Origin of the sequence: Halomonas qinghailakensis (assembly GCF_025820815.1) — a bacterium.
Lineage (GTDB): Bacteria > Pseudomonadota > Gammaproteobacteria > Pseudomonadales > Halomonadaceae > Vreelandella > Vreelandella qaidamensis.
This window is the reverse complement of record NZ_CP096973.1, coordinates 2194676-2208228: the sequence shown is the minus strand read 5'-3', so window position 1 is coordinate 2208228 and position 13553 is coordinate 2194676. Positions and strand designations below refer to the sequence as shown.

Here is a 13553-nt window from a genome sequence, read left to right as displayed (position 1 = left end):
CTCTATGCGCGATGAGGAAAAATACACAAATCTTGAAGAGCAGCTACTTTATCTTCAAAAGCTATTAGATGAAGAAGATACTGCCGCCCTGAGTGAGCTGTTTACTGAGCTTGATATCTTAGCGACTGCGCGCACGCTTGAGTCTTTCCCAACCAAAACTCGCGACCGATTGTGGGAGTTCATTCCTGAAACACTGCTCGGGGAAGTGCTCGCCGAAGTCGATGAAGATATTCGTGCCGACTATATTGAAGATCTTTCTGCCAGCGATGTAGAACAAATCGTTAAAGGCCTAGATGCCCAGGAAGTGGCTGAAGTTCTCGACGTCGCCGATGAAGAGATCAAAACGACTGTCTATGCCAGCTTAGATCAGGAGATCCGCGCTCAGGTTGAGAACCTGCATTCTTATGAAGATGACGTGGTCGGTCGTTACATGGACCCAGAGACGGTCAATGTAAAACAGGGCGTATCACTGGAGGCAGTACAGCGCTATATCCGCATTCATCACCTACTGGATGATGAGTCACAACAGATCATGATTACCGATAAGGATAAGCGGCTGCTGGGAACGCTGACGCTCATTGATCTCATCAAACAACCTCAGGAGAGCGTCGTTGATGAGTATATGGATGTTCCCTTCACGCTAAATGACCAGATGAAGGTGAGCGAGGCTGCCGCTCTACTCCGCTCTAAAGAGCTGCCTTTTGTTCCAGTTTGCGATAGTGACGGTTTGTTAGTGGGCCAGTTGAACGCCGCTGATGTATTAGAAATCACCCAAGATGATGCTGATATGACGTTAAAGCACATGTCGGGCGTCAGCGATGAAGAAGAAGTCTTCACTCCGATACTCCGCAGCGCAAAGAGTCGCGGTATTTGGCTGGGCATTAACTTGCTCACTGCCTTTTTAGCGGCCTTTGTAATTGGACAGTTTGAAGAGGTGCTGGATCAAATTGTAGCGCTGGCCATCCTGATGCCGGTAGTCGCGAGTATGGGCGGGATTGCAGGCAGCCAAACCCTCACTGTGGTGATACGCGGCTTAGCGCTCGGCCAACTGGCCGGTAACAACAAACAGTGGCTCTATAACAAAGAGCTGTGGGTGGGGATGAGCAACGGCTTGGTGTGGGCGCTAGTCGTCGGTGGTATTTCTTATCTGTGGTTCAACGACCCGCTGATTACGCTGGTGATTACGTTGGCCATCTTTGTGAATATGAGTCTGGCTAACTTATCGGGCGTGCTGATTCCCTTAGTGTTAAAAAGATTTCAGATAGATCCCGCATTATCAGGTGCCGTCATTTTAACCACGGTTACTGATGTGGTCGGTTTTCTATCGTTCTTAGGGCTCGCGACAGTAATTATTTTGTGAGCAACACTACTCATCACTTAAGCAGGTGGGACATCGTTCTATTTGCCTGCTAACATTTATCTCGCCCTGCTTACCTGTGCAAAACTCTGCAGCCCCGCGAATGCGGGGTTTTTCACGTTAGGCTATTTTAACGACTGTTTGCCAAGGATTTTCCATGCTCCCCGATTACTCTGTCATCGCGTGGGTGTTGATCGTATTTTCTGTTTACCTGACCGGCGTTTCAAAAGGCGGCTTTGCAGGTGGTTTTGGTACGCTTTCGGTACCGTTGATGGCGCTGGCGATTAGCCCTACCCAAGCAGCAGGCTTGTTACTGCCACTATTGCTCGTCATGGATGCGTTTGCGTTAAAAGCATGGTGGGGAAAGCAGGCAAACGCCGAGGTGTGGCGGTTTGTGCCGGGGCTATTTATTGGTGTCACGGTAGGCACGCTGCTATTTGGTAGCCTCAGCGAAGAGGGCGTACGTTTAGTACTCGGTATTATTTCCGTCTCGTTTGCAGCTTATATGTTGCTGAAGCCAGTCGCGAAGAAGCCGATTTCAACCCGCTGGGCGCTGCCTGCCGCCAGCGTTTGTGGGTTTACCAGCTTTATTGCCCATGCAGGCGCACCACCGCTAAACATTTACTTGATGCCACGCAAACTCTCTAAAGAGACCTTTATTGCCACCTGCACGGTTATTTACGCGGTAGTGAATGTCATTAAGTTAGGCCCGTATATGTGGCTTGGCGAAGTCAATGTAACCAGCGCCTGGGCGTCGCTGCTGTTAGTGCCGGTAGCATGGATCGGCGTGCGCAATGGGCTGTGGCTGCAAAGCCGCGTCAACGAAGCGCTATTTTATCGCCTGGTAATCCTGGCCATGTTCGTGGTGGGAATTAACTTGGTTTGGCAAGCAGTAGGCTAGTGCATGCTTAAAGTGCCACCAGTAAAAGTCCGCTCAGCATGATCAGCGTGCCCAGGGCTTTTGCCCTAGAAGCGGGTTCTTTTAGCCACAACACGCCCATTAATACACCGACTGGAATAGATAGCTGGCGTAACGCCACGACATAACTCACTTCGTCGGTCAGCGCCATTGCCATGAGTACCAAACCATAAGTGCAGGTCATCATCAGCCCTGTGACCACCAGCATCACTAGCCCCTGCTGGCGGAGTAAGGGCAGCCGGCGACGCTCTGCGGGTAGCAGCGCCAGCAGCGGAATCGCCCAGGTCAACGTCATCACTGCTTGTAGCACCATAAACACCGCGCCTGCGGTTAAACTGCTATGGCCTGCTATCTGCATCAACGCCAGCGCCTGTTTATCTACCAGCGAATAGCCCACCGTGCCTGCAGCTGCCAACAGTGCAAACCCCATGGCCGGTGTTAAATAGGTCGATAGCCTGCGCGCCTCTGAGTGGCTTAGTGGCAGGCAGAGTGCGCCTACCACCACCAAGGCCATACCAATGCCATCCCGCACATCCAACGCGCGATTGCCGAGCAGCGCAATAGACACTAGCGGCACAAGCACCACCGGTAGCGCCCGTGCGATGGGATACAGAACGCTGACTTCCCCACGCGCATAAGCCCAGGCTAAGCCGCCCATATAGAGCATTTGGCACAACCCGGAAAGCACCAACCATCCCCAAAATGTGTTGGGTAGCGCCGCTAATGATGGCCCAAGCCACACCAGCGGCAGCAGCAACGCACCGCCTGACCCGTAAGCCAAGGCAAAAAATGCCAGTGACGGTGCATGACGCTTACCCAATACATTCCATCCAGCATGCATACATACCGAAAACAGCACTAACGCTAGTGCGGCTGGACTCAAGGCCGCTCCCCCCGCTGTAAACGAGCATTAATGGCATCCACAACGCTTGGCAGCTCGGCGATGGTGGCAATGCTGTAGTGCGGTTTTGAGGGGGCAAATTGAGCGGCCACTCGCTCATGGGCTGCACGGCGTTCGCTATCGCTCAGCGCTTGATACTGGTCATAATGAAGCCCCAAAGCATTACCCGAACAGGTGAGCGCGACCGTCCACATTCCAGCACTGCGCCCTTCTAGAATGCCGGGTGTGGTGTCATCTACTTTAATGCAGGCAGCGACATCGCTGATGCCTAAGGCAATCACATTGGCCAGCGCCTGGGCAGGGTGCGGTCGGCCATTGGGCACCTCATCAGTGGCCACCACATGATCTACCTGCAGGCCGTTATCAACGGCTAACGCCACTACCTTTTCCATCACCACGGCTGGATAGCCGGAGCAGGAACCTATTTTCAGTCCCTGCCCTCGTAACCAGGTGAGCGTATCAAGTGCGCCAGGAATCACCGCCGAGTGGTCGGCAATTTTGGCAATCTGCAGCGGCATAAACCGTTCATAAAGCGCCGTTACATCGGCATCAGTCGGCAGGTGGCCCACCGCCTTGAGAAATCGCTCGGCTATCTCAGGCTGATTGCACAGCGTGCGGATATGATCCCATTTGCCCATGCCCATCGGGCCGCGTGCTTCTTCTAGGCTGATCGCCACACCCATTTCGGCAAAAGCTTCAACAAATATCTGGGTCGGTGCAAAGGAGCCAAAATCGACCAGCGTGCCCGCCCAGTCACAAATCACCGCCTGCAGGCATTGGGGAGATTGATAATGCATCAGGCACTCCTTGATTCAGAAAAGAGAGAAACACCCATCTTCGTCAGGGTGTCTTGAATAACGCTGAGTAACTGTTCAATCACCGCCGCATCCAATTGGCCAATGCAACCGATGCGAAAACTTTCGACGTCAGTTAACTTGCCCGGGTAGATCAAAAAGCCACGCGACTTCAGCGCTGCGTAGAAGGTCTTAAATTCAAACGCAGGGTCGGTAGGACTCAAAAAAGTGGTGATAATCGGCGATAGCCATTGATCTTCTAAAAGTGTGCTGAAGCCTAACGCCCGCATGCCTTTTACCAGTACATCACGATTGTGGGTATAACGTGCGCAGCGCCCCGGCACACCACCCTCTTCCCGGTGCTGGTCAAGCGCCGCTTGGAAGGCCACCACCGTATGAGTGGGTGGGGTAAAGCGCCACTGGCCAGTGCGCTCCATGTAGTCCCACTGAGCGTATAAATCCAGGCTCAGCGAGTGGGCGCGTCCCTTACCAGCAGCAAGTAGCGTCTGGCGAATGATCACAAACCCAAAGCCCGGTACGCCTTCGATGCACTTATTGGCAGAAGATATCAGCACATCAATAGGCGTTTTTGTCAGACTGATCGGTATGCCCCCAAACGAACTCATGGCGTCTACAATCAGCGTTTTTCCGTGAGCGCGCACCACCTCAGCGATGGCGTCGAGCGGGTTCAAAATCCCTGAGCTGGTTTCGCAATGAACTAGAAACACTGCGGTAATGTCAGCATCTTGCTGTAGCAGTGTCGCCACTTCGTCGGGTTGCGGCGGTAAGTAGTCACCTTTGTCCAACGTCACATAACGGCGGCCCATCATAGCGAGCAGTTGAGCAGCCCGTTTGCCGTAAGCACCGTTCATTAACACCAACACTTTGCCACTAGGGTCAGTTGCGCAGGCCAGTGCACTTTCAACGGCGAAAGTGCCGCTGCCCTGCATCGGCACGCAGGCATACGTGTCACTTGCCGCCTCGGCCATGGTAAGCAGTTGCGCACGCACGTCTGCAGTCACACGGTTAAAATCATCATCCCAGGAGCCCCAGTCGCGCAACATGGCTGCTTTGGTCGCGTGGGAGGTGGTTAGTGGTCCTGGGGTTAAAAGGTAAGGCACTTTTAGATTACTCATCATTTTGGTCTATACCAGATTATAAGCACACATTAGCGGCTGGCATAGCGGGCTTTTTAGCCCGCCTGACGCCAACGCTGAGCGTTGGTTAAGAGAACGTGGGTAAGCGCAGCGTGAAGCAGTTTAACCACCAGCGAGGTCAGGAAAATCAGCACAGCCATGGCCGCGGCGCTAGCAAAATAGCCCGCCTCATCCAAATGCAGTACCGCTACCGAAGCAAGCCGCGTATCGCTGTTATAGAGGAACACTACCGCAGACACTGTCGTCATCGCATTGACGAATAGGTAGACAGAAATATCCAGCACGGCAGGCAGCGATACCGGCAACGTCACGCGGCTAAACGTGGTCCAGAACGGTACTTTTAACGAAGCCCCCACGGCCTCAAACTCTGGATCTAGCTGTTTCAGCGCGGTGACAGAGGTGAGGTGACACACCGTATAGAAGTGCACTAGCGTGTTGAGCACCAGGATCGCCATGGTCCCGTACAGCCAATTAAAGGGGTTTCCTGCCTGGTTGAAAAAGAAGATATAAGCCAGGCCCAGCACCATGCCCGGCACCGCCATGGGTAGCATGGCCATAAAATGCAAACCTTGGCGCAATGGGCGATAGCCTTCACTCTTTTCTATCAGCCATGCATTAAAGAAAATAACCAGTGTACCCACTAACGCGACGCTAAATGCCAGCTTGAGGGAGTTGAACCACGCCCCCCAGCCACCGCCCGCTAAACCTTGAAAGGTGTAATGCTGCAGCGTGAACGACAGGTTATAGGGCCAAAATTGTATGAGCGACGCATACACTGCGGTACCAATAACCAGCAGAATAACGCCCGCAACCGAATAACACAGCAGCGCAAACGTCCAGTCTCGCAACGGGTTAGGCGTTGGTTGCCATGGCACTGCCCGAGCCGAAAGCTGAGCCACTTGGCGTTTTTGTATCCAGCGGTCAACGATGAACGATAGCACCGCAGGCATTAGCAAAATAACGCTAACCACCGCGCCCATTTGGAAGTTCTGCTGCCCCACCACTTGGCGATACACATCGGTGGCAAGCACGCTAAATTGGCCGCCAATAATTTTCGGCACACCAAAGTCGGTAATGGCTAGCGTAAAGACAACGAACAGGCATGAAATTAGCCCGTAACGCACGCCTGGCAGGGTAATCGTCAAAAACGTACGCCACTTCGGCGTGCCCAGTGCTTCTGCTGCTTCATAGAGGCGTGCATCGCTATTAGTCAGTGCAGTGGTAAGCAGCATTAGCGCATGGGGAAAAATCCAAAAACTCATGCCCATTACAATGCCAATCGGTCCATAAATCGAATGACCAGCCAGTACGTCGCTCAAAAAACCCTGGTTACCAAACAGGTACACCAAGCTAATGGCGGGTAGCAACGAAGGTGCCAAAATGGGCAAAATCGCCAACATTCGAAAGAGCCGTTTGCCTGGCATACAGGTACGGGTAATGCCGTAGGCGCATAAAAAGGCGAGCCCAGCGACGACCACCGTCGTGGTGAACGCAACGCGCAATGAATTGGCAATCGAATTGACCAATGCTGGCGTTTGAAAATACTGTACGAAGTTAGCTAGCCCAATAAAGTCGCCGCTGCGGTCTTGCAGGCTTTTCACCAACATCGCAAATAGCGGAAACAGCAGGCCGAACACTAACAGCGCCACGCCCGCTAGCAGCACAATCAGGCGTATTAATGCTTCCAGCGAAGGCGTTGATGCAGGCGCTGAAAATGTCTTCGCCCTCATGACTGGTTGCTCCCTGCCGGGTATAGACGGGCAGCATCGGCAGGCAAGTGAATCCCCAGGGTTTGCCCTAGTCGCAACCCTAGTGTGGCGCTATCGCGGCTGGGAACATCAGCCAGCAACCGTTGCTCGGTACCGTTAAGTCGCAGCGATACCCGCTGAAATGCACCTAAAAATTCAATGCCCATGACATCACCGCTCAGCTCAGAGATGCTGACACTAAGCGCGACTGCTTCGGGGCGAATGGCCAATTGAGCTGCTTGGTCTTTCGCGTAGGCATGCGGCAAGCAAGGGCATGAAATAGTGCCTAGCAACGCGTGGTTATTCGCCTGTGCGGTCACCTCTAGAAAGTTCATCGTGCCGATAAATGACGCCACAAAAGCGCTAGCAGGCTGGTGGTAGATCTCGGCAGGTGTGCCCACTTGTTCGATCACTCCGTGGTTCATCACCACGATACGATCAGCCATGGTGAGCGCCTCTTCTTGATCGTGGGTCACCATAATGGTGGTCACGCCAAGACGCGCCTGTAGGGCTTTGATCTGATGTCGCAAATGGCCGCGTACTCTCGCATCCAGCGCTGAGAGCGGTTCATCCAGCAGTAACAGGCCAGGCTCAGTCGCCAGCGCTCGTGCCAACGCAACCCGCTGCTGCTGCCCGCCAGAAAGCGCGGCAGGATATTTATGTTCGCTACCGCTAAGATCAACGAGTGCCAGTAACTCCGCCACGCGGGCATGAATAGTCGCCCGATCACTGCGACGGTTGCGCAACCCGTAGGCAACGTTATCGAACACCGTCAGATTGGGAAACAGCGCATAAGATTGGAACACAATGCCAAAATCCCGCGCCTGCGGGGGCAGCGTGGAAATATTCTTGCCACGCTGAATTAGGCTACCTGATGTTTGCTGAGTTAAGCCTGCAATGGTGCGCAATAGCGTTGTTTTGCCACAGCCAGAAGGCCCTAAAAAGCAGACAAACTCGCCTTCCTGAATCTGTAACGCAATGCTGTCCAGCGCGGTAAAGCTACCGAAGCGCTTAGTGACGCCATCTATGCTTAGGTGCGCAGAGGGTAAGTGGGGTTTCGCCGCCGAGTGAGCCGTCAGCGGCGATGTCAGTGTGGTCTGCATAACATCTCCAAGCCCCGGCCTTGGCCGGGGCAACTGATTCGTGCTTACTGTTCGGTTTTACCGTCGTAGCGGCGCTGCCACTCTGCCAGCACGCGCTCACGGTTAACCGCGGCCCACTGGAAATCGGCATCAATCATGCGATCCGCAATGTCAGCGGGGTAGTTTTCAATCGGCTGCGCCACACCTGGGTAGGCCACTACGGCGTAGCCTTCGTTATAGAGTTCGTTAGCCTCACGGGAAACGGCCCAATCCATCAGCGTTTGTGCAGCTTCCTGTTTGGCGGTACCCGCAACGATAGCGGCAGCCTCCATATCCCAGCCAAGACCCTCTTCAGGGAAGACCACTTCAATCGGTGCACCTTGGGATTTCAAACGTGCCCCGCGGAAGGCAAATGACACGCCAACCACTGCTTCCCCGGTGGCCGCCAGGCTGCAAGGAGCAGAGCCAGAGTGGGTGTAACGGGAAATGTTGTTATGCAGACGGTCCATGTAGTCCCAACCTTGCTCTTCACCCCACAGCTGCATCCAGCTGACCACGTCCAGATAGCCGGTGCCGGAGGAGTTGGGGTTAGGCATGATCACATGCCCTTCAAACTCAGGCTGGGTCAGGTCTTCCCAGGAGGTCGGCATGGGCACACCCTGTCGCTCGCCTTCAATGGTGTTGTAGCAAATGGCTGCTACCCAGGCGTCCATGCCTACCCACGCGGGGTCTTCACCGTTACGGTATGCCGCATCAATAAATTTGGGATCGAGATTTTCAACGCCAGCGGGGGCGTAGCGTTCAAGCATGCCCTCTTCTTCAAGCACCAGCAGACTGGTAGCGGCTAAGCCCCAGATAACGTCTGCCTGGGGATTATCTTTTTCTGCCAGCAGACGCGCAGTAATCACGCCCGTAGAGTCTCGCACCCAGTTAATAGTGATATCGGGGTGGGCGGCATTGAAGCGTTCGGCGTATTTTTGCAGGTCATCTGACTCAACGGCGGTGTACACCGTTAACTCAGTGGCGCTGGCCATAGAAGAGAAGGCAACAGCAGCTGTCGCAAGCAAAGCAGTTGCCATCTGATTAGGTTGGAAAAAGCGGTGAAGTGTCGACATGGTAGGCTCCCAGCGTGTTGGTATAGACCAGGAGTTTGCCGACATTAAATGACAGTGCGATGACGCTTGTTTGACCGATTTTTGAAGTTGTATTGTGACCCTTTACGGGCGTTATCACATAGCCGCCATCATCGCCGCGCGCTATTGCTGACCAGAAAGGTCAACGCTGATACACAGAGAGTCATGCAGCCAGTGCTCCTCATCAAACTCAATGGGGCGCTGTTGATCGTCAAAAATAGCGCGACAAATGTTCAGCCCTGCAGTGCCTGGGGCAACAAGTAACTCTTCAGCATCTAAGGGCGACAACGCTTCAGACACCATGCGTATTGAGCGATTGGCCAAGTGATGCCCCCAACGCTCTCTTAACAGCCCCCATAGCGACTGTCCGCTGTAGATATCTAATAGCTCGGGCGCACACTCTGGCACTACCCAAAGCGACTCCACCAGTACAGCGCGATCATCCACGTAACGGCGACGGCGAATATGGTGGAACGGCTGGTCATCAGCCAGTTCCAGGGCACGGGCAGCCGCCAGGTGTGGGCGGGTTTCAAGCATCAGAACCGCTGTACGTGGTTGCCGCCCCTGAGCGCGCACATAGTCGTTAAAACCTGCATCCCGGGTGGGGTCATACACCAGCCTAGCCGGTGAAATAAACCAGCCGCGCCGGTTGCTGCGGTGAATAAGCCCTTCTCCCTCCAGTTGTGCCAACGCTTGGCGCAACGTAACGCGGGTCGTAGAGAAGCGCTCTGCCAACGCTCGTTCTGCGGGTAACTTACCTTCCCACTGCGTGGCATGCTGAGTGATTAAATAACGAAGTTGCTCTGTTAACTGTAAATAGTAAGCATCAGGCATGCGCCGATTTTCCTGATAGATCGTTGGCCGATGAAGCGCCTGACGACGCTGCCATTCGCCAGTCTAAACGCCGCCACCCTTCCACACTAGCGACCTCCGCCAGCACGGGGTCAGGGTTAACCGCCACTGGGCAGTCGACATACTGCAGTAGCGGGATATCATTGCGAGAATCTGAGTAGAACATGGTATGACTGGGGGTAATGTTTTGCTCGGTTAACCACTGTTGAAAACGCAGCACCTTTCCCCCGCGGTAAGAGAGCACGCCTTTGCTATGGCCGGTGTAGTTCGCCCCACTTGCCGCATGTTCAACACTCAGCTCTACCGCCAACACATGTTCAATCCCTAACATCGTCGCAATCGGTGCGACCAAGTGATGCGATGACGCAGAAATGAGCACCAGGGTGTCGCCTGACTGACGGTGTGCTTCCAAGCAGCGCCACGCTTGATCAAAAATACGTGGTTGCAAATGAGTAGCGACAAAGCGCTCAACTTCTTTTTGCACATCCACCACCCGGCGCCCCCGCAGCGGTGCCAAGGTCATTGCTAAGTACTCCTCTAACTTTAACTTACCGGCGTGATAAGCCTGCTGCATCTGCTCGGCACGGGCTATAAAGGTTTCGGCGTCGCTGATCCAGCCCTGCTCGATCATCCATAAATTCCAGCGGTCACTGCAGTCTCCATCCAGGAGGGTGTCGTCAAGGTCAAACAGGGCAAGGCGCATGAGGCACTCCTTTTTTCACGAGTTCGTTTTTTCACGAGTTCGGCGGCGCGTAGCGTATGCCAACGACGATGACAAGACGATGACGCCCTGACTGAAAATCGGAGTTGCCGATAAAAACTGCTGATCATGGTGCCTGACAGTGAAAATTATGGCATTAACCACGTTGCCGCAAATTCATCGGCAGGTAGGGGATGTCCAAACCAATAGCCCTGTGCTTCGCTGCAGCCCATTTTTGCTAGCAAATCGGCTTGAGCCGGGCTTTCAACACCTTCTGCGAGGGTTTTCATATCTAGCGTGTCGGCCATGGCGATAATTGTTTGCACGATCGCACGATCATGATGGTTATCCAGCATGTCACGCACAAACGAAATATCTATCTTTAACGCATCTGCAGCGAAACGACGTAAATAAGAGAGTGATGAGTAGCCCGTGCCAAAGTCATCAATAAACAGCGCGTAGCCTGCCCGCCGCATCGAATGAGTAATCGTGACCGCTTGATCGGGATCGCGCATAAAATCGCTTTCGGTTAGCTCTAATGCAATCGCACCAGGCGGTACACCGGTGGTCAACTTAGCCACATGCGCGGTTAATTGAGGATCGGCAAACTGTTGGGCAGAAATATTGATGGATAATTTACCCGGCAATGGCGTGTGTTTGGCTTGCCAAACGCCTAGCTGGCTTGCCGCTTCCTCCAACACCCAATCGCCCAGCATTCGGATTAGGCCACGCTCTTCTGCCAAAGGGATAAATTCGCCAGGGCTTACCCATCCCCACTCAGGGTCATACCAGCGACAAAGCGCTTCAGCCCCGGTTAGGGTTTTGTCTGCCAGACTAAACTGGGGTTGGAAGTAGAGCTCCAAACGATGCCCAAGAATAGCTTGATGCAATCGCTCGGTCATCCATTGTCGACGCTCTAAGGCATGCCGCATCGTCTGTGTATAGGGGCAAACGCTATTGTCACGTCGTTTTGCATGATGCAGGGCAATGCTGGCTGCGTTAAACAGCTCACCAGCGTCCGATACATCGTTAGGATAACTGGCAACACCAACACTGACATCAAGGTTAAAAACGCGATGCTCAAGCTGAATGGGACGTTTAATAATCTCACATAGCTGCAGCATTATTTCTTGGAGATGAACATCCTCTACACTGGGCAAGAGTATCGTAAACTCATCACCAGACAGTCGCGCAACAGCACACTTGGGAAAATTGGCTTGCTGCAACCGCTTGGCTACGGTCGCCAATAACTGGTCGCCTACTTGATGACCATGTAAATCGTTTACTTCTTTAAAGCGCCGAATATCTATTAGCAGTAACGAGAGAGAGTGATTTTGCCGGGTAGCTTCTTTTCCCATACTAGCCAATAGCTCAATGAAGCGCGCGCGGTTGGGTAAACCGGTGGTGCCATCGGTATAAGCGAGGCGGTGCATATGCCGATGGTCGCGGCGACGCTCTAATTCAGCAGCAGCACCTGTTGAAAGAATTTGTAGCACAGACGTTGCAAAGGCGTTGGTGGTGAGTGGTGATTGATAAAACACCATCATCACGCCAATAGCATCCCCCTTGGCATTATCTAAACGTCTGCCGATCCAGGCTTGGGTACCCAGCGAAGTTCCTGGCAACATAAAAGACTGGCCGCTTTGTGCAACACTTTCCCCTTCAAAAACAACCTTCTCAGCCGGCGTCCCACACAACATAAATGTTTGATTATCAACTAATTTACCACTTGCCACTAAGCTCACTGTGTGAGTTGTCATCGCTGGCAGCAGCGTGCTTTTACGGGCGGCTGTTGAGCCCGTGTACTGGGGTACAGGTTGATCTAGCAAGGCGATAAACCCAGCATCAGCTTCTAATAAAGTGACCAACGTTGTAATCAATTGATGAAAGTAATCATCCCCCACTCGTGACGTTACAGTGGAGGCGACTTGCACAACCGCCTCTTGCACGCGCTGTGATTCTTGTTGATCGGTTACATCAGAGATAAAACCTTCAAGATAGGCAACCTGTCCTGCATTCCCCATGACAGCCTGCCCTTGCTCCCACATCCAGCGATGACTGCCATCCCGATGGCGCAGTCTGTAGACAACGCGATAAGGCTGACGCTGCTGAATTGCCTGCTGTACGGCTAGATATAGACGATTTTGATCAGCCTCGTGTATCAGGGAGGCAAAACTTAAGAGCCTATTATCTTGTAAATCATCCGGGTGATAGCCCGTCAGCGCCTCGGCTCCTTGACTCACCAACTGCATCGTCCAATGACGATCATTGAGGCACCGATAGGCCATCCCCGGAAGATGGTTAAGCAGCGTATTTAAACGCCTTTCACTTTCGCGAGCGACACCTTCGCTGTGGCGAAGTGCTTCTTCGGCTTGGCAACGGCTCAGCTCTGCGCCTGCTTGAGCAGCCACAATGCGTAAGATTTCATTTTCAAGGCCATCCGGCTGCATCGGTTGATTACTTAATACCGCTAAAATACCAATGACCGGGCCATCTGCAGAAAACAGAGGCAACCCCATATAACTTTCAGCACTAAGCTGCCCAAGCAACATATCATTAGGAAAATGCGCTTGGACATTACAGGCATAAAAACAGGGCTCACGTCCTAAAACGTTTTCACACGGCGTTCCAGCAAGTGGATAAGAAAAATTGTCCTGATAACAGCCATTTGACCAAACGGCCAACGTTGTGGCCCTATGAGGCGTATCGACAACAGCGATTAAAGCATGATCAACACCAAGCAAACCGGCAAGTTGCTCGACAAGCGTTGCGTAAAAATCAGGCGTACCGCTTCGTCCCAGCCCTTCTGCCAACTGGCGAAAGATCTCTGCCGCTTCGTTCCTGGTGTGCATTGGCGCACTCACTTTTGTCATTCTAGAAACAGCTGTCCGCAAAGCGCTGTTTTAATAA

General features: G+C 53.2%; 11 protein-coding genes. 2 read left to right on the top strand and 9 right to left on the bottom strand.

Annotated elements, in window-relative coordinates:
- Positions 1–4: 4 nt before the first annotated feature.
- Together mgtE and M0220_RS10365 are read left to right on the top strand one after the other, a co-directional pair.
- On the top strand, positions 5–1360 hold the full coding sequence (mgtE, locus tag M0220_RS10370; protein WP_030070624.1) for a magnesium transporter: 1356 nt from the start codon (positions 5–7) through the stop codon (positions 1358–1360).
- A 154-nt stretch (positions 1361–1514) separates the two neighbouring features.
- Positions 1515–2258, top strand: coding sequence for a sulfite exporter TauE/SafE family protein (locus M0220_RS10365; protein WP_264017584.1), 744 nt, complete (start codon positions 1515–1517; stop codon positions 2256–2258).
- A 7-nt stretch (positions 2259–2265) separates the two neighbouring features.
- On the opposite strand, the gene M0220_RS10360 is transcribed toward M0220_RS10365, so the two are convergent.
- The 9 genes from M0220_RS10360 to M0220_RS10320 all read right to left on the bottom strand — a co-directional run bounded on the left by M0220_RS10360 (position 2266) and on the right by M0220_RS10320 (position 13495).
- A complete protein-coding gene (locus tag M0220_RS10360) occupies positions 2266–3159 on the bottom strand; it encodes an EamA family transporter (RefSeq protein ID WP_264017583.1) in 894 nt (297 codons plus the stop codon).
- Positions 3156–3974 carry a phosphonoacetaldehyde hydrolase gene (gene phnX, locus M0220_RS10355; RefSeq protein ID WP_264017582.1) on the bottom strand — a complete coding sequence of 273 codons (819 nt, stop codon included), beginning with the start codon at positions 3972–3974 and terminating at the stop codon, positions 3156–3158. The genes M0220_RS10360 and phnX overlap by 4 nt, the downstream gene beginning before the upstream one ends.
- Positions 3974–5110: a 2-aminoethylphosphonate--pyruvate transaminase gene (locus M0220_RS10350; RefSeq protein WP_030070632.1), complete on the bottom strand. Its 1137-nt coding sequence runs from the start codon at positions 5108–5110 to the stop codon at positions 3974–3976. The genes phnX and M0220_RS10350 overlap by 1 nt, the downstream gene beginning before the upstream one ends.
- 53 nt (positions 5111–5163) lie before the next feature.
- Positions 5164–6858, bottom strand: coding sequence for a putative 2-aminoethylphosphonate ABC transporter permease subunit (locus M0220_RS10345; protein ID WP_264017581.1), 1695 nt, complete (start codon positions 6856–6858; stop codon positions 5164–5166).
- A complete protein-coding gene (locus M0220_RS10340) occupies positions 6855–7979 on the bottom strand; it encodes a putative 2-aminoethylphosphonate ABC transporter ATP-binding protein (protein WP_264017580.1) in 1125 nt (374 codons plus the stop codon). The genes M0220_RS10345 and M0220_RS10340 overlap by 4 nt, the downstream gene beginning before the upstream one ends.
- A 44-nt stretch (positions 7980–8023) precedes the next feature.
- Positions 8024–9073, bottom strand: coding sequence for a putative 2-aminoethylphosphonate ABC transporter substrate-binding protein (locus M0220_RS10335; protein WP_051690116.1), 1050 nt, complete (start codon positions 9071–9073; stop codon positions 8024–8026).
- A gap of 141 nt (positions 9074–9214) precedes the next feature.
- Positions 9215–9925 carry a UTRA domain-containing protein gene (locus M0220_RS10330; RefSeq protein ID WP_030070640.1) on the bottom strand — a complete coding sequence of 237 codons (711 nt, stop codon included), beginning with the start codon at positions 9923–9925 and terminating at the stop codon, positions 9215–9217.
- Positions 9918–10646 (bottom strand): HAD family hydrolase, encoded by a 729-nt coding sequence (locus M0220_RS10325; protein WP_030070642.1) that lies wholly within the window; start codon positions 10644–10646, stop codon positions 9918–9920. Before M0220_RS10325 ends, M0220_RS10330 begins: the two co-directional genes overlap by 8 nt.
- A 146-nt stretch (positions 10647–10792) precedes the next feature.
- Positions 10793–13495 (bottom strand): bifunctional diguanylate cyclase/phosphodiesterase, encoded by a 2703-nt coding sequence (locus tag M0220_RS10320; RefSeq protein ID WP_264017578.1) that lies wholly within the window; start codon positions 13493–13495, stop codon positions 10793–10795.
- Positions 13496–13553: the final 58 nt, after the last annotated feature.

Coding starts and splice junctions, on each gene's coding strand:
- phnX (WP_264017582.1), bottom strand. CDS start 3,974: ATGCATTATCAATCTCCCCAATGCCTGCAGGCGGTGATTTGTGACTGG.
- M0220_RS10325 (WP_030070642.1), bottom strand. CDS start 10,646: ATGCGCCTTGCCCTGTTTGACCTTGACGACACCCTCCTGGATGGAGAC.
- M0220_RS10320 (WP_264017578.1), bottom strand. CDS start 13,495: ATGCACACCAGGAACGAAGCGGCAGAGATCTTTCGCCAGTTGGCAGAA.
- M0220_RS10345 (WP_264017581.1), bottom strand. CDS start 6,858: ATGAGGGCGAAGACATTTTCAGCGCCTGCATCAACGCCTTCGCTGGAA.
- M0220_RS10330 (WP_030070640.1), bottom strand. CDS start 9,925: ATGCCTGATGCTTACTATTTACAGTTAACAGAGCAACTTCGTTATTTA.
- M0220_RS10365 (WP_264017584.1), top strand. CDS start 1,515: ATGCTCCCCGATTACTCTGTCATCGCGTGGGTGTTGATCGTATTTTCT.
- M0220_RS10340 (WP_264017580.1), bottom strand. CDS start 7,979: ATGCAGACCACACTGACATCGCCGCTGACGGCTCACTCGGCGGCGAAA.
- M0220_RS10335 (WP_051690116.1), bottom strand. CDS start 9,073: ATGTCGACACTTCACCGCTTTTTCCAACCTAATCAGATGGCAACTGCT.
- M0220_RS10350 (WP_030070632.1), bottom strand. CDS start 5,110: ATGATGAGTAATCTAAAAGTGCCTTACCTTTTAACCCCAGGACCACTA.
- mgtE (WP_030070624.1), top strand. CDS start 5: ATGCGCGATGAGGAAAAATACACAAATCTTGAAGAGCAGCTACTTTAT.